Here is a 15,339-nt window from a genome sequence, read left to right on the forward strand (position 1 = left end):
CCCTCCGCCCGGCTCCCTGCTTCACGCCAACCGCCCGATTCTTGACCCCCCCGGAGGCGATTGATACGACCGTCGACCAGTCTCCCTCCGCTCTGTCGACCGAGGCCCCAGTGATGACGAAGCAGTCGCTCCTGTTGGCGTTCGCGGGCGTGCTGACCGCATGTGGCCCCGTGAAGTCCACGTCCAACATCCTCGACGCAGAAGTGCAGATCCAGGCCGCGCGCACCGCCGGGGCGGAGAAGGAAGCCCCCTACGAGTGGACGGCCGCCAACCTCTACCTGCAGAAGGCGCGGGAGGAGGTCGGCTATTCGGACTACCAGGCCGGCGTGGACTTCGCGGTGAAGGCCTCTCGCTTCGCCAACGAGGCGCGTGAGAAGGCCATGTCCGCGGCCAACAGCGGCGAACCCCAGGGCCGCCCCCAGAACCCGTGACGCCCGAGCGCACTCCGATGAAGCGTCTGACCCAGTCCGCGCTTTTCACCCTGCTCCTCACCTCCATCGCCTGCGTCAGCGGCAACAAGATCCGCGCTGACACGGAGGTGCTCACCGCCGACGTGGAGCGCGCCCGCCGGGGAGGCGCCCTGCGCTGCGCCCCCGCGGAGCTGGCCGCCGCGGAGGCCAACCTCGACTTCGCCCGGGGCGAGCTCAGCCAGGGCAACAGCTCGCGCGCCAACCAGCACGTGCGCGACGCCGACGCCGCGGTGAAGCGCGCCCTGGAGCTGTCCAAGAACTGCGGCCCGCGCCAGGTGCTGGTGCGCGACCGTCCGGAGGCGCCGCAGCAGGCGGAGCAGCCCCAGCAGCCCACCCAGCCCCAGCAGCAGGTGGTGGTGAGCATCGAGGAGACGGACAACGACGGCGACGGCGTCCTGGACAAGGACGACCCCTGCCCCGAGCAGGCCGAGGACGTGGACGGCTTCCAGGACCAGGACGGCTGCCCGGATCCGGACAACGACGGCGACGGCGTGCTGGACGCGGCGGACAAGTGCCCGCTCATCCCCGGCGTGGCGGAGAACAACGGCTGCCCGCCGGAGGCCCCCAAGGACCGCGACGGCGACGGCGTGCTGGACAACGTGGACCGCTGCCCGGACCAGCCCGAGGACAAGGACGGCTTCCAGGACGACGACGGCTGCCCGGACCTGGACAACGACCTGGACGGCATCGTGGACGGCACGGACAAGTGCCCCAACGAGCCCGGCCCGCTGCAGAACCTGGGCTGCCCCATCGTGGACAAGGACGGCGACGGCCTCAACGACGACAAGGACAAGTGCCCGGACGAGCCGGAGGACAAGGACGGCTTCCAGGACGACGACGGCTGCCCGGACCTGGACAACGACAGCGACGGCGTGCCGGACGCGCAGGACAAGTGCCCGAACGAGACCGGCCCGCAGGAGAACGGCGGCTGCCCGGATCCGGACCGCGACGGCGACGGCATCGTGGACCGCCTGGACGCGTGCCCTGACGACCCGGGCGTGAAGGAGGAGCGCGGGTGCGCCAAGCAGTACAAGATGGTCATCGTCAAGAAGGACCGCATTGAGATCAAGAAGCAGATCCTCTTCGGGACCGGCTCGGCGAAGATCATCGGCAAGCAGAGCACCACCATCCTGGACGAGGTGGCGCAGGCGCTGAAGGACGCGCCGTGGATCCGCAAGATGCGCATCGAGGGCCACACCGACTCCATGGGCAACGACACGGCGAACCTGAAGCTGTCCCAGAAGCGCGCGGACGCGGTGATGGCGCAGCTGCTCAAGCGCGGCATCGACCCGGGCCGCATGGAGGCCGTGGGCTTCGGAGAGACGAAGCCCGTGGCGCCCAACAACACGAAGGCGGGCCGCGCGCTCAACCGCCGCACGGAGTTCAACGTCATCCGGCAGTGATGACGTGACCCGGCGGTTTCCCCACGCGCCTCCCCGGGCCTCGGTGCCCTGGGAGGCGCGGTCGTTTCCGGGGGCTGCTCAGCCGTCCTTGAGCAGCTCGTGCAGCACTTCGGTGGCGTAGGCGCCGCGCGGCAGCTCGAACGTGAGCAGCGCGTCCTCGCCGTCCACCGTGAGCTCCGCCGCGCCCAGCCGCACGCGGTACGGACGGCGCGTGCCTTCCGTCTCGTCGCCGCCGCGCTGGAAGTCGCTCAGCGTGACGCCCGCTTCGGTGAGCAGCCGCGCCTCGAACTCCGCCACCTCGCCCTTGGAGGCGGTCATCTTCGGGCCGAACATGGGCCCTGCCGGGCTCACCTCGAACGCGGCGACGCGCGGGTTGTCCACGTCCGGCGCCTCGCACACGAAGAGGCCGCCCGTCTCCTCCTTGCGCAGCACGTCGCCGAACAGCGCCGTGGCGAAGGTGCCCGCGGTGAGCCGCGCCGCCAGCGCCTGGTTGAAGAGGCGCGACTGGAAGGCGGACAGGTACAGCTTGCGCTGGAAGCGGTCCGGCCGTTTCGGCAGCCGCTGTCCCAACAGCAGCATCCGGCCCAGGTCCGCGTTGTCGCCGGCCCGCCCGAAGCGCTGCTCGCCGAAGTAATTGGGCACGCCCTGCGCGGCCAGCAGGGAGAAGGACTCGCGCGCCGCGCCCGGGTCCTTCACGCCGCGAAGCCGCAGCCGGAAGCGGTTTCCCTTCAGGTGCCCGGTGCGCAGCTTGTTGCCGTGGCGCTTCGCCTCCAGCACACGCACGCCCTCCAGCGCGAACTCCGGCAGGCGCCCTTCCGCGTTCGCGGGCACGGACAGCCACTGCCGCGTCACCGCCTGCCGGTCCTTCATGCCCGCGGAGCCGATGTCGTCCTCGCGCACGCCCAGGGAGGACGCCAGCGCGCGCACCACCTCGCGCGTGTCCCGGCCGCGCTTCTCCACCCAGAGGTACAGGTGCGTGCCCTCGCCGGACGGCAGGTACGCGGGCAGCTCCTCCACCTCGAAGTCGTCAGGGGTGAGCTTGAACGCACCGCCGCACCCGGGCACGCCCGCGGTCAGCCTCGGGAAACCTGTATCCGTCGTCACGGCGCCTCGAGCGTGGCCAGGAGTTCCTTCACCCGGCGGGCCAGGTCCTCGTCCGCGCGCGACTCCAGGAGCTCTCCTGCCTGGAAGAGCAGGAAGAACATCACGTCGCTCAGCGCCTGGCGGAACGAGGCCAGGGGCTCGCTGCCCAGGTAGGCGCGGTGCTTGTCGAAGGACTCCATCAGCCGGCCTTCCGGCAGGCTGCCGTCCGCCGCGAACGCCAGCCCCTCCAGCACCGGCGACGACGACAGCGCCTGGTTGGCCAGCGCCGCGTTGGCCGCCGCGATGAACTCGCGGTCCATGCCGGAGCGGGCCACCTCGTCGCGGATCTCCCGGAAGATGAAGTTGAAGACGCGCGCCACCGGACGCGCATCCACCGGAGGCGCCTGGCGCACCGGCGGACGCACCCGCGGCGCGGCCGTCTTCTCCGGCGCCACGGCCGAGGCGGGAGCCCCCACCGGCTTGTCCGTCAGCCCCGCGAAGCCCCCCTCCAGCAGCCGGAAGACGACCTTGGTGATGTCGAACTCGGACAGCCGCGCCGCGTGCCCCAGCTCCAGCACCGTGCGCCGCCCGTCCAGCATCGCCAGCACGCGGTCCTCGTCCTCCTCCAGCTTGCCGTCGGACGGACGCTTGCGCGCCACGTACATGCGGCCGTGGGGGATGCGCTTGCGGAAGTGCGCCAGCTCGTCGATCTTCCGGATGCTGTCCATCAGCAGGCTCTGCGTGGACAGCTGGAGCGAGTGGCCCGTCTTCTCGTCCAGCGGCTGGTCGATGAGGAAGAACGTCCCCTCGCGCGCCAGCACGATGGCGTGGAAGATTTCGCTCACCTGGTGGGTGACGCACTTGAAGAGGTCGTGCGCCTGGAGCACGCCCTTCTCCACCAGCGCCCGGCCCAGCTTGGACGGCGACTGCTCGCGCAGCACCGCCTCCACCTGCGCGCGGTCCGCGTAGCCCAGCCGCACCAGGATTTCGCCCAGCCGGTCCGCGGGCTCCTCGGAGGTGGCGCCGCGCACCTCGCCCTCGCGCAGCGTGAGCGACCGCTCGCCGCCCGGCGTGTGCACGCGGATGACGCCGCTCCAGCGCGACTGGCTGAGGAACGCGATGAGGTCCGACAGCGGGAAGCCGCCCGCGTCACCGGCCAGCACCACGCGCGGCGTGGGGATGGAGCCCCCTTCCGGCGGCGTGCGGGAGAACACCAGCAGGTCGGGCGCGGTGGGCATCAGCGCGTACTGCCCCGAGCGTCCCGCGAGCGCGGGGATGCCGGTCCGGTCCACGGGGACCAGTTGCGCGGCGCCATCGATGCGGAAGCGTTGGCTCATCGAAGGGTCAGTCGGCGGCCCACGCGTTGTTGTTCGCGCGCCACTCCACCTCGTCCTCCATGCTGTGCTCCAGCTGGGCTTCCTGGAAGCCCAGCTCGTAGGCACGTCCATTGAAGAACACGGACGGGGTGCTGTTGATGGCCGCCATGCGCCCCTGCGCCTGGAAGCCTTCAATCTCGTCCTTGTACTGCTCCGTCTTCAACACCGCGGCCAGCTTGTCCCCGTCCAGCCCCACCGACTTCGCCAGCGCGGGCAGCGCCTCCGGCTTGAGGTTGTTCTGCTGGCCGAAGAGCGCGTCGTGCATCTGCCAGAACTTGCCCTGGTCGCGCGCCCACAGCACCGCCTGCGCGGCGGGGATGGCGTTGGCGTGCATGGAGAGCGGGAACGGCAGGTAGCAGAAGCGCACCTCGCTGGGGTGCTTCCTGGCGAAGCCCTCCAGGATGGGGCGGGCCTTGCCGCAGAAGGGGCACTCGAAGTCGGAGAACTCCGCCACCGTCACGGGCGCGTTCGCGTCGCCCTGGCACATGCGCGGATCCACCTTGAGCTGCACGCGCGGCTCGCGGAAGGACGCGTAGTACTTCGACAGCGTGACGATGACCTCGCTCGCGGGCCCGCCCTCCGCCACCATGCGCGCGGACAGCCTGGCCATCCGCTTCGCGTGCTTGCAGGGCGTGTGCTGCTTGAGGCACGCGCCCAGCGAGTGGGGGCAGCCGCAGTAGCAGAACTCGTCGGTGAACACCGTGGCCAGCTCGCGCTTCGCCGCCGGGGGCAGCGCGGAGAAGTCCATGCCGGGGATGCCCGTCAGCACCTGGGCCGGATCCGCGGACGGAGCTTCGGCCGGAGCCCCGGCCGCGGGCGCCACCGGCGGGGCGGAAGGGGCCGGAGCGGCCGGCGGCGGCGCCTTGGCCGTGGCGGGAACTTCCGCGCTCTTGGTGCAGCCGGCGCCCATCAGGGCCGCCGTGATCAGCACGGGAGCAATACGCTTCCATCGAGGGAGGAGCACGGCTCCGGGGTTTAGCCACGCGCGCCGGGCTTGTAAAGCAAGGCGGCCTTTGGCAGACGGCCCTTCGCCCATGCCCAGAGTCCTGATGTTGCACACGGGAGGCACGCTCGGAATGGCCGGTGGCCGGCCCTCCGCCCTGCGTCCCGCGGCCTTCTTCCAGACGCTCCGCAAGCGCGCCCCGGAGCTGTTCCAGCTGGCCGACATCGAACTGGAGCTGTTCTCCAACCTGGACAGCTCCGAGATGCAGCCGGAGCTCTGGAGCCGGATGGCCGCCCACCTCCACCGTCGGCTGCCGGACTTCGACGGGGCGGTGGTGACCCACGGAACGGACACGCTCGCCTTCACGGCCAGTGCGCTGTCGTTCATGCTGCGAAACCCGCCCTGCCCGGTGGTGCTGACGGGCTCGCAGCGGCCCCTGGGGGAGATCCGCTCGGACGCGCGGCTCAACCTCATTGACGCGGTGCTCTCCGCGCTCCAGGGCCCGCGCGAAGTGACCATCTGCTTCGACTCGCACCTGTACCGGGGCAACCGCACGCGCAAGGTGAAGGTGGCCGAGTACGACGCGTTCGAGAGCCCCAACTTCCCGGTGCTGGGCACGCTGGGCGTGGACGCCACGTTCGAGAAGGGCCTGGCGTCCCGGGGCCCCTTCCGCCTCCATGAGAAGCTGGATCCGCGCGTCTTCCTCCTGAAGGTGTACCCGGGGCTGGACCCCGCCCTGCCGCTGCAGCTGCTGCCGCACGTGAAGGGGCTGGTGGTGGAGGCGTACGGGGCGGGCAACGTGCCCATCGCGCCGGAGCTGGGCCGCTCGCTCCTGCCGCTCTTCGTCCAGGCGCGGGAGCGGGGCGTGCCGGTGCTGGTGGTGAGCCAGGCGTACCGCAACGGGGTGGACCTCACGCTCTATGAGTCCGGGGCGAAGGCACTGGCGGAAGGGGCGGTGGGCGGCGCGGACATGACCCCCTCCGCGGCGCTGGTGAAGCTGATGCAGGGGCTGGCGGAGCATCCCCGGGGGGGCGAGGCCCTCTCCCGCTTCCTCCGGACGCCCGTGGCCGGCGAGCTGTCCGTCGGGCGGCCGACAGTTCCTCCACCGGAGAAGAAGAGGCGGCGGCCGGCGCGGGTGGGGAGGGTCGCCTGACACCGGGTGCGTGAAAGGAGCGTGGGTGTGCTTGCCGCCGTGAAAAGGCGGCCCGTAAGATGGGAGGCGCGATGTCCGAGGAGAAAACTTCCGTCCATTCCATTTCGGACCTGCTGGGCAGCGCCCAGCAGCAGAGCGCGTATCTGATCGTCATCAGCGCCAAGTCCGCCGCCGGCATCGGGCGGATGTTCAAGCTGGACCGCTCGGAGGTGGTGCTGGGCCGCAGCTCGGAGGCCCAGTTCCAGGTGGAGGACGACGGCATCTCCCGCAAGCACGCGAAGGTGGTCGCCATTGGCGACGGCCGCTTCCAGCTCGTGGACCTGGGCAGCACCAACGGCACGTACCTCAACGGCCTGAAGGTGAGCGCGGCGCCGCTGTACGACGGCGACAAGATTCAAATCGGCTCCAACACGGTGCTGAAGTTCAGCATCCAGGACGCGCTGGAGGAGCAGTACCAGCGCAGCATCTACGAGTCCGCCACGCGCGACGGCCTCACCCGCGTCTACAACAAGAAGTACTTCATGGAGACGGTGCGCAAGGAGTTCGCGTACTGCCTGCGCCACCGCGTGCCGCTGTCGCTGGTGCTCTTCGACGTGGACCACTTCAAGCGCATCAACGACGTGTACGGCCACCCGGCCGGAGACTTCGTGCTGACGCGCATCGCGCAGCGGGTGGCGGACACGGTGCGCACCGAGGACCTGCTCGCGCGCTACGGCGGCGAGGAGTTCGCGCTGATGCTGCGCGAGTCCGCGGAGGACGCGGCCCTGGCGTGCGCGGAGCGCTGCCGCGTGGCGGTGGACCGCGCGGACTTCATCTTCAGCGGCACGCCCATCAAGGTGACCATCAGCCTGGGCGTGGCGACGCTGCTGGACTCGGACTTCTCCCAGCCGGAGGACCTCATCTCCGCCGCGGACAAGTACCTGTACCGGGCCAAGCACGCGGGCCGGAACCGCGTGGACGCCAAGGCCATCAGCGGCCCTTGAGCCCCGGCTTCAGCGCCCGAAGCCCAGCCGCCGCAGTCCCTCTTGCGACACATGTTTGACGTGCGTGTCCGCGTCGCGTGACGCGGCCTCGCTGAGCGCCGCCACGGCCTGCGGTCCGCCCAGCGTGCTCAGCGTCCGCGCCGCCGCGACGCGCACGTCCGCCACCGGGTCTCCGCGCAGCCGCTCCGCCAGGACGCGCACGTGCGCGGCGCGGCCCACGAACTCCAGCGCCCGCGCCGCCGCCGCGCGAACCACCGGGTGCTCCGACGCCAGCAGCCCCGCCGCCTCGTCTCCCCGCGACGGCTGACGGTAGGCGGACAGCACGTCCAGCGCGGCCACCACCACCTCCGGCGAGCCGTCGTCCAGCGCCCGCGCCGCCAGCGCCATCGCGTCACCGTTGCGGGGCAGCGCCCCCAGCGCCCGCACCGCGCCCGCGCGCACCGGCACCACGTTCGATGAGAAGAAGGGCGCCAGCCGCTTCGCGGGAGGCGGGCCCTCCGAGCAGTCCCCCAGGAACGCCACCGCCTCTCCCTGGACCTCCGGCGTCCGGGCGTGGCGGCCCTCCGCGACGTCGCGCAGGAAGGCGAAGCAGCCCTTCTCGTGGGCCATCGCGCCCAGCCACGGACGGGCGGCCTCCGGGGACTCCGCGTCCTTCACCCCCTGGAGCGCCACGTCGCGCAGGGGCTTGCCAGCGGACTCCGCCAGGCCGCGCGCCGCCAGCTCGCGAACCCGCCCGTCGTCGTCCCCTAGCGCCCCTTCCAGCTCCCGCTTCGCCAGCGGGCCATACCGGCGCAGGGTGGCCACCGCCGTGCGCCTGCGCTGCGCGTCTCCAGACGCAAGCTCCGGCCGCAGTGAGTCCAGCTCGCGCGAGTACACGGCGAAGAGCCGGTTGATGACCGCCTCGTCCGGCGGCTTCGCCTCGGTGAGCAGCAGCCGGCCCACGGACGCACGCTGCCGCTCGGCCACTGCGAACAGGAGCTCCGCCATCACCGCGTCACCCGCGACGGGGCGCGACGCCACCGCGTCCAAGACCACGCGCGTCGCGGAGCGCCCCAGGAAGGTGGCCAGGTGCAGCAGCGCCGGCAGCCGCACGGACGGCTCCTGCGAGTACATCTCCAGCGACAGCGACTGCCGCACGGCGTCCCGCTTCGCCCACACCCGCGAGGCGGCCGAAGGGCCCCGGGCCCCCGCCTCCCGCAGGAAGTCCGCCGTGGAGCTGCCGGAATCCGCGGCGGCCCGGACGGCGGTGAGACAGGCCCCCAGGTCCGCGTCCTCCGGGGACTCCATGATCCAATCCGCCAGCGCCCGCCGCTCGGTGAGGCCCCGGCTCCGGGCCCCCGCCTTCACCGCCGCCCAGCGCACCCGCCAGTGGCCGTCCTTGAGCGCCGACTCCAGGGCCTGCTGGGCCTCCGGGCCCCCGGCCCCCAGGGAGGACACCCAGCTGTCCACCCGCCCCCCGGTGACGCAGGCCCCACAGGTCCGCGCCCTCAAGGAAGGGTCCGCGACGTGGCGGCGGCAGGAGGCCCAGCACTCGGAAGCGACCGTGCCGGCCCGGGAGGGGCTGGCCGCCAGCAGGAGGACCAGGAAGAGGAGGCGGAACACGCACCCGGGATTCTAGCGCACAACGGCCCCATCCTTTCCGTGCGGGTCTCCTTGCCTTTTCCGGCCCGCTGCGCCATACCCCCCGACCCTTTGAAGATTTCCAGACTGCATCCAGCTAGGCGGAAGGAGGTGACTGCATGCCCGGTATTCGAGTGAAGGAAGGTGAGTCCATCGAAAGCGCCCTCAAGCGCTTCAAGAAGGCCACCGAGAAGGCCGGAATCCTCTCCGAGATCCGCAAGCGCGAGCACTACGAGAAGCCTTCCGTGAAGCGGAAGAAGAAGGCCCTCGCCGCCAAGAAGCGCGCTGTGAAGAAGGCCCGCAAGTCGTACTAAGCAGGGTCTCGCAGTGAGGAGCCGGGGCTCCGTCAGGTGCCCTGGCTCCCGCCGTCCCATCCGCTGGCGCGGCGACCCTTTTCCCCGCCCGTGAGGAACCCCGACATGACCACCCTGAAAGAGCGCCTGACCGCGGACCTGAAGGACGCGATGAAGGCCAAGGACGAGCTGACCCTGAGCGTGGTGCGCATGCTCAAGAGCGCCGTGAAGTACAAGGAGGTCGAGCCGGGCGCGAGCGAGCTGGATGACGCGGGTATCCAGCAGGTCATCGCCACCCTCATCAAGCAGCGCCGCGACTCCGTCGAGCAGTTCAAGTCCGGCGGCCGTCCGGAGCTGGCGGAGAAGGAAGAGCAGGAGATCTCCGTCCTGCAGCGCTACCTGCCCAAGCAGCTCACCCCGGAAGAGCTCACCGCCGCCGTCCAGGCCTCCATCGCCGAGGTCGGCGCCAAGGGCCCCAAGGACATGGGCGCGGTCATGAAGAACGTGAACCCCAAGGTCCAGGGCAAGGCCGAGGGCAAGGCCATCTCCGAGGAAGTGAAGGCCCAGCTGGCCAAGCTGTCCTGAAGTCCCCGCCGTAACCAGGGGAAGGGGCGCCGGGAAACGTCTCCCAGGTGCCCTCCCCGACCCGGGCTTGAGCGGATTTTTTGATCCCTCGCCCTCCGCCCATTAAGCGCTGATCCTTCGAGGGCTCCTTTCCGCCCGTCCCCCACCCTGGGAGGCGAGCGGGCAGCCTGGAGGAGTGCGCGCCGTGTCCCAGCTTCCGTCCGTTTCCGCGCCCCGTCCGCGTCCGGCTGCCCTACCCGCCTGGGAGGACGGCCCGGGGGGATGCCGCCCAGGGTGCGTCAGACGGGGCTGTCAGGGTGAAGGGCGGCAGGCCGCGCTCATGCGGGTGGATGGAGGAGGGGCGTCGTGATTCCGGAGCACAAGATCCAAGAGGTCCTCGACCGAGTGGACATCGTGTCGCTGGTGTCCCGCCACGTGGAGCTGAAGAAGGCGGGCCGTGAGTTCAAGGGCCGCTGCCCCTTCCACCAGGAGAAGACGCCGTCCTTCTACGTGGTGCCGGAGAAGCGCTTCTATTTCTGCCACGGCTGCCGTGCGAGCGGCGACGCGGTGTCCTTCATCCAGCGCTACCTGGGCAAGACGTTCCAGGACGCGGTGCGGGACCTGGCCCAGGAGGCGGGCATCGACCTGGAGGCCGCGCAGGACCCGGGCCTCAAGGAGCGCCAGCAGGTCAAGGAGGCCACGGACTTCGCCGCCGAGCACTTCCGCGGCCTGCTCTGGCACGAGGACGAAGGCCGCGCCGCCCGGGCCTATCTGGCCAGCCGTGGCGTGTCGGAAGAAGTGGCCCAGTCCTTCGGGCTGGGGTGGGCGCCCGCGGAGTGGAGCCTCCTGGCGGACCGCTTCCAGAAGAACGGGATGCTGGAGTGGGGCCTGAAGGCGGGGCTCGTCAGCAAGCGCAACAGCGGGGAGGGCTGCATCGACTTCTTCCGCAGCCGCCTGATGGTGCCCATCCGCGCGCCGGAGGGGCGGCCCATCGCCTTTGGCGGCCGGCTGGTCGCGGCGGAGGACGGGCCCAAGTACCTCAACTCGCGCGAGTCCCGGCTCTACAACAAGAGCGAGACGCTCTTCGGCATGGACCAGGCGCGCGACGCCATCCACAAGCGCAAGACGGCCGTGCTGGTGGAGGGCTACTTCGACTGCATCGGCCTGCACCAGGTGGGCGTGCGTCACGCGGTGGCGCTGTGCTCCACCAACCTCACCGCCGGACACCTCCAGGTGCTCAAGCGCGCGGAGGCCCGCGACCTGGTGCTGCTCCTGGATGGAGACTCCGCGGGCCTGGCCGCCGTGGAGCGTCTGGCCGGTCCCCTGCTCGCCGCGGGCGCCCCCACGCGGGTGGCGCTGCTGCCGCAGGGAGACGACCCGGACGTGTTCGCCCGGCGCGAGGGCACTGACGGCGTGGAGCGGCTGCTCGAAGGGGCCCAGCCCCTCACCTCCTACCTCTTCGCCACCCTGCTCCCCGCGGGCAAGCAGGCGAGCTTCGAGGAGAAGATGGCCGCGCTGGAGCGGCTCAAGCCCGTCACCTCCCAGGTGCCTCCGGGGCTGACGCGCTCGGCGCTCATCAGCGCGCTGGCGGGCCACTTCGGCTGGATGCCGGCGCAGATTGAGTCGTCCATCCAGTACAAGCCGCCCCCCACGCCCAAGCCCGCCGTCGCCTCGCCCTACCCCAACGCCGTCCCCGCCCAGGCCGTGCCGCGCCCGGTGCCCAAGCCCCAGGCGGAGCGCCCCCCGCCGGAGTCTGAAGCGCTCTATGTGGCCGCAATCCTTCGGGATTCCCGGCTGCTCGCCCGGGACACCTTCCGCGTGTGTGATGAGCTGTCCCACATGGGGCTGCGGATGGTGCTGGCCCAGGCCACGTCCGGGCGCGGGCTGGAGGAGGCGCTCTTCGAGGCCTCCGAGGTCGTCAAGCGGACGCTCCTGGAGGCCGGCCGCCGGCTCTCTCCGGGGGGAATGGAGCTGGAAACGGAGTTCGTCCTCGCCTGTCGCGACATCATGAAGAAGCGCATTGACGAGCGGCTCGTTTATATAAAGCGAGCGACGGAACAGACGCAGGGGGCTTTTGATTTGACAGAGGAGACGCGATTGCTCCTGTCCGAGCGCAAGGAGCTGCTCGCCCTCCGCAAGCGCGTCCTGGATGAGCTGTCCCCCGCTTCCTCGCCAACGGGAACAAAGGGACCAATGCAACCGGTTTGAGTTCGCGTTTGTAAGAAAGCTCGACTTTGCGGTAGATCGGCCGGCTCGCCCAGGCCAAAGCACCTGATTTTCTTAAGGAGAAGTACCCGAATGCCGACGCAGAAGCCCCCCAAGGCATCCGTGAAGCCCACCAAGAAGAAGGTGGACCCGGTGATCCGCAAGAAGAAGGCCCCGGACAGCCCTGCGGCGAAGGTCACGAAGGCAGCGGAGCCTGAGGAGAAGGAGCTGCTGGCGAAGGACGCCCCCGCCGAGGCGCCCGAGAAGGTCAAGAAGAAGAAGGGCGTCGCCGCCATGGCCGACGACGTGGACCCCGAGGAGGCCGCGGAGGAAGCCGCCGCCGCCGTCCAGGTGGACCCGGACGCCGTGGAAGACGACGTGGAGGAGGATCCCGTCGCCGAGCGCAAGGAGGTCAAGGACCTGCTGGCCGCGGGCCGCGAGAAGGGCTTCCTCACCTATGACGAGGTGAACGACGCCCTCCCCGCCGACATCGTGTCGTCCGATCAGATCGACGACGTGATGAGCATGTTCGGCGACAACGACATCGAGATCGTGGACGCGCAGAAGGCCGCGCAGTCCAACGAGATCAAGCCCACCGTCGCCGTCGAGGAAGAGAAGGAAGACCAGGACGAGGACGAGAAGGACGAGGACGACGAGCCGGGCGGCAAGTCCAACGATCCTGTCCGCCTCTACCTGCGCAAGATGGGCAGCGTCAGCCTCCTCACCCGCGAGGGCGAGGTGGAGATCGCCAAGCGCATCGAAGAGGGCGAGAAGGAAGTCCTGCGCGCGCTGCTCGCCTGCCGCGTCGCCGTGGCGGACATCCTGGACATCAGCAACCGCCTGAAGACGGGCAAGCTGCGCGTGCGCGACGTCATCAAGGACGCGCCCGAAGAGGCCCAGTCGGAGAACGCGGAAGAGCCCGCCGACGAAGCAGCCGAGGGCGACGCCCCCGCGCAGCTGGCGCAGAGCGAGCTCAACAAGATCGAGCAGATCTCCAAGCAGATTGAGCGCTTCCGCAAGTTCGCCAAGGACTGCGAGGTCCTGGAGGAGGAGCTCTCCGGGAAGAAGAAGCTCACGGAGGTCCGCAAGAAGGAGCTGAAGCAGGAGGTGAAGGACCTCAGGACCAAGATGATGGAGGTCCTGGAGGAGATGCGGCTGAACAAGAAGCAGGTGGACCGCATCGTCGTGAACCTCAAGGGCCTCATCGAGCGCGTGGAGAAGGCGGAGGAGGAGCTTGGGGACCTGGAGCGCCGCTACCAGGTCAACATGAAGGACCTGCGCCCGCAGCTCAAGGAGTCGCGCGAGAACCCGAACATCGCCAAGAAGCTCCAGAAGCAGCTCAACTTCACCCCTGAGCAGCTGGAGGTCCTGGACCGCGACGTGCGCACGGCGGTGCGGAAGATCAAGCGCGTGGAGGAGGAGGCCAACCTCCCCGTGGACGCGCTGCGCCGCAACTACGACGCCATCCGTCTGGGAGAGAAGCGCGCCGAGCGCGCCAAGAGCGAGCTGGTGGAGGCGAACCTGCGCCTCGTGGTCTCCATCGCGAAGAAGTACACGAACCGCGGCCTGCAGTTCCTGGACCTCATCCAGGAGGGCAACATCGGCCTGATGAAGGCGGTGGACAAGTTCGAGTACAAGCGCGGCTACAAGTTCTCGACGTACGCCACCTGGTGGATCCGTCAGGCCATCACCCGCGCCATCGCGGACCAGGCCCGCACCATCCGCATCCCGGTGCACATGATCGAGACCATCAACAAGCTCATCCGCACGAGCCGCTACCTCGTGCAGGAGATTGGCCGCGAGCCGACGCCGGAAGAGATCGCGGAGAAGATGGAGCTGCCGCTCGACAAGGTGCGCAAGGTCCTGAAGATCGCCAAGGAGCCCATCTCCCTGGAGACGCCCATTGGCGAGGAAGAGGACAGCCACCTGGGCGACTTCATCGAGGACAAGAGCCTGGTGTCGCCCGCGGACGCGGTCATCAACATGAACCTGGCCGAGCAGACGCGGAAGGTGCTGGCCACGCTCACGCCGCGCGAGGAGAAGGTCCTGCGCATGCGCTTCGGCATTGGCGAGAAGAGCGACCACACGCTGGAAGAGGTGGGCCAGGACTTCGAGGTGACGCGCGAGCGCATCCGCCAGATTGAGGCCAAGGCGCTGCGCAAGCTGCGCCACCCCAGCCGCTCCAAGCGCCTGCGCTCCTTCGTGGAGAGCTGAAGCCGCTGAAGTAGACTGTTGAACCCGGAGGCCTCCGTTCCCTCAAGTGGACCGGGGGCCTTCGTCGTTTTCCGCCCTGAGTGAGGTGCGCCGTGGCCGCGAAGAAGCCCGCCCAAGAGCCCCTGCCCTTCTCCGAGAGCGTGATGAAGCAGGTGCGCTCCATTCCCCGGGGAGAGGTGCGCTCCTACGCGCAGGTGGCCATCTACGCGGGCAGGCCGGGCGCGGCGCGAGGCGTGGGGCGGGAGCTGAAGCACCTGCCGGGGCAGGCCACGCAGGTGCCCTGGTGGCGGGTCATCCGTTCAGACGGGACGCTGGCGCCCCCGGTGGCGCACGAGCAGGCGAAGCGCCTGCGCGCGGAGGGCGTCACCGTGACGGAGAAGGGGCAGGTGTTCCGCGTGGTGAAGAAGGACGGCAAGGGTTTATAGTCCGCGCGCGTCTGGCGTCAGAGACATGAGGGCCCTTAGCTCAGCGGTTAGAGCTGTCGGCTCATAACCGATTGGTCCCTGGTTCGAATCCAGGAGGGCCCAATTCCCCTCACCTTCCGCCTGTTGTCTTGGGAGCCTCCATGGAGGCGCCAGGGCGGAGCTCTGTCCCACCGCGACGACCGAGTGGGCCCGCATGTGAACCCGGAACTCGAAGCTCAGCGCTTGTCAGGTGAAGCCGCGGCCCTCCCTGTTCAAGGTGCCTACCAGCCCGTGCCCGGCACCCCGACGATGAATGGGGCCAGGAGGATGAAGATTCCGAAGGCTCCCAGCATGCCCAGGCCCAGCCACAGGTTCTCCCCGGGCAGCACCACGTGCCGCGGCTGCTCCGGGTTGTAGAGCACCTCGAGCGTGTCTCCTGGCTTGAAGTTGAGGGCCTTGCCCGTATGCAGCCCGATCTCCAGGAGGTCCCCTCTGAGCCTACCCCGATTCCGTGGACACCCGAGATGTGATGGAAAGGGTGTCCAATGTCGGCGAGTGACGCGAAGCAGAAGAAGCCCCGGAGGCAGCGCCGGAAGTTCACGCAGGAGTTCAAGGACGGCGCGGTGAA

14 protein-coding genes and 1 tRNA gene are annotated in these 15,339 nt (G+C 69.8%); 10 read left to right on the plus strand and 5 right to left on the minus strand.

Features of this window, described 5'->3' with window-relative positions:
* Positions 1-113 precede the first annotated feature (113 nt).
* Positions 114-431, plus strand: a complete 318-nt coding sequence (locus D7X96_RS35860) for a DUF4398 domain-containing protein (RefSeq protein ID WP_120549095.1) — start codon at positions 114-116, stop codon at positions 429-431.
* Positions 432-448: 17 nt separating this feature from the next.
* A complete protein-coding gene (locus D7X96_RS35865; protein WP_121771767.1) occupies positions 449-1,873 on the plus strand; it encodes an OmpA family protein in 1,425 nt (474 codons plus the stop codon).
* A gap of 78 nt (positions 1,874-1,951) precedes the next feature.
* Here the strand turns inward: D7X96_RS35865 and truD are convergent, their stop codons facing one another.
* From truD to D7X96_RS35880, 3 genes are read right to left on the minus strand one after another with little or no spacing between them, the layout of a single operon-like run.
* On the minus strand, positions 1,952-2,977 hold the full coding sequence (gene truD / locus D7X96_RS35870; protein ID WP_120549097.1) for a tRNA pseudouridine(13) synthase TruD: 1,026 nt from the start codon (positions 2,975-2,977) through the stop codon (positions 1,952-1,954).
* The gene (locus tag D7X96_RS35875) at positions 2,974-4,293 is read right to left on the minus strand and encodes a DUF4388 domain-containing protein (protein WP_199747147.1); all 1,320 of its coding nucleotides are present in this window, start codon (positions 4,291-4,293) and stop codon (positions 2,974-2,976) included. Before D7X96_RS35875 ends, truD begins: the two co-directional genes overlap by 4 nt.
* 7 nt (positions 4,294-4,300) lie before the next feature.
* Positions 4,301-5,263 carry a DsbA family protein gene (locus D7X96_RS35880; RefSeq protein WP_244219838.1) on the minus strand — a complete coding sequence of 321 codons (963 nt, stop codon included), beginning with the start codon at positions 5,261-5,263 and terminating at the stop codon, positions 4,301-4,303.
* 145 nt (positions 5,264-5,408) lie between these two features.
* On the opposite strand from D7X96_RS35880, the gene D7X96_RS35885 reads away from it, so the two are divergent.
* Together D7X96_RS35885 and D7X96_RS35890 are read left to right on the plus strand one after the other, a co-directional pair.
* Positions 5,409-6,428 carry an asparaginase gene (locus D7X96_RS35885; RefSeq protein ID WP_244219839.1) on the plus strand — a complete coding sequence of 340 codons (1,020 nt, stop codon included), beginning with the start codon at positions 5,409-5,411 and terminating at the stop codon, positions 6,426-6,428.
* 71 nt (positions 6,429-6,499) lie between these two features.
* Entirely contained in the window at positions 6,500-7,411 is a 912-nt protein-coding gene (locus tag D7X96_RS35890) for a GGDEF domain-containing protein (protein ID WP_014395138.1), read from the plus strand.
* Between the two features lie 9 nt (positions 7,412-7,420).
* Here D7X96_RS35890 and D7X96_RS35895 read toward each other — a convergent pair whose 3' ends face one another.
* Positions 7,421-9,013 (minus strand): HEAT repeat domain-containing protein, encoded by a 1,593-nt coding sequence (locus tag D7X96_RS35895; RefSeq protein WP_120549101.1) that lies wholly within the window; start codon positions 9,011-9,013, stop codon positions 7,421-7,423.
* Between the two features lie 137 nt (positions 9,014-9,150).
* On the opposite strand from D7X96_RS35895, the gene rpsU reads away from it, so the two are divergent.
* The 6 genes from rpsU to D7X96_RS35925 all read left to right on the plus strand — a co-directional run bounded on the left by rpsU (position 9,151) and on the right by D7X96_RS35925 (position 14,834).
* A complete protein-coding gene (gene rpsU / locus D7X96_RS35900; RefSeq protein ID WP_014395136.1) occupies positions 9,151-9,345 on the plus strand; it encodes a 30S ribosomal protein S21 in 195 nt (64 codons plus the stop codon).
* 105 nt (positions 9,346-9,450) lie between these two features.
* The gene (locus tag D7X96_RS35905; RefSeq protein WP_120549102.1) at positions 9,451-9,909 is read left to right on the plus strand and encodes a GatB/YqeY domain-containing protein; all 459 of its coding nucleotides are present in this window, start codon (positions 9,451-9,453) and stop codon (positions 9,907-9,909) included.
* A 345-nt stretch (positions 9,910-10,254) separates the two neighbouring features.
* A complete protein-coding gene (gene dnaG / locus D7X96_RS35910) occupies positions 10,255-12,096 on the plus strand; it encodes a DNA primase (protein WP_120549103.1) in 1,842 nt (613 codons plus the stop codon).
* Between the two features lie 90 nt (positions 12,097-12,186).
* A complete protein-coding gene (gene rpoD, locus D7X96_RS35915) occupies positions 12,187-14,307 on the plus strand; it encodes an RNA polymerase sigma factor RpoD (protein ID WP_120549104.1) in 2,121 nt (706 codons plus the stop codon).
* A 92-nt stretch (positions 14,308-14,399) separates the two neighbouring features.
* Positions 14,400-14,732, plus strand: a complete 333-nt coding sequence (locus tag D7X96_RS35920; RefSeq protein WP_120549105.1) for an MGMT family protein — start codon at positions 14,400-14,402, stop codon at positions 14,730-14,732.
* 29 nt (positions 14,733-14,761) lie between these two features.
* Positions 14,762-14,834: transfer RNA gene (locus D7X96_RS35925), tRNA-Ile, on the plus strand.
* A gap of 158 nt (positions 14,835-14,992) precedes the next feature.
* Here D7X96_RS35925 and D7X96_RS42015 read toward each other — a convergent pair.
* A complete protein-coding gene (locus D7X96_RS42015; RefSeq protein ID WP_158626672.1) occupies positions 14,993-15,133 on the minus strand; it encodes a hypothetical protein in 141 nt (46 codons plus the stop codon).
* Between the last annotated feature and the right edge of the window lie 206 nt (positions 15,134-15,339).

Origin of the sequence: Corallococcus interemptor, from assembly GCF_003668875.1 — a bacterium.
GTDB lineage: Bacteria > Myxococcota > Myxococcia > Myxococcales > Myxococcaceae > Corallococcus > Corallococcus interemptor.

What these genes read in the sequence shown, in the direction of transcription:
- D7X96_RS35860 (WP_120549095.1), top strand. Translation starts at nt 114, where the DNA reads ATGACGAAGCAGTCGCTCCTGTTGGCGTTCGCGGGCGTGCTGACCGCA.
- D7X96_RS35865 (WP_121771767.1), top strand. Translation starts at nt 449, where the DNA reads ATGAAGCGTCTGACCCAGTCCGCGCTTTTCACCCTGCTCCTCACCTCC.
- D7X96_RS35875 (WP_199747147.1), bottom strand. Translation starts at nt 4,293, where the DNA reads ATGAGCCAACGCTTCCGCATCGATGGCGCCGCGCAACTGGTCCCCGTG.
- D7X96_RS35885 (WP_244219839.1), top strand. Translation starts at nt 5,409, where the DNA reads ATGGCCGGTGGCCGGCCCTCCGCCCTGCGTCCCGCGGCCTTCTTCCAG.
- D7X96_RS35890 (WP_014395138.1), top strand. Translation starts at nt 6,500, where the DNA reads ATGTCCGAGGAGAAAACTTCCGTCCATTCCATTTCGGACCTGCTGGGC.
- rpsU (WP_014395136.1), top strand. Translation starts at nt 9,151, where the DNA reads ATGCCCGGTATTCGAGTGAAGGAAGGTGAGTCCATCGAAAGCGCCCTC.
- D7X96_RS35905 (WP_120549102.1), top strand. Translation starts at nt 9,451, where the DNA reads ATGACCACCCTGAAAGAGCGCCTGACCGCGGACCTGAAGGACGCGATG.
- rpoD (WP_120549104.1), top strand. Translation starts at nt 12,187, where the DNA reads ATGCCGACGCAGAAGCCCCCCAAGGCATCCGTGAAGCCCACCAAGAAG.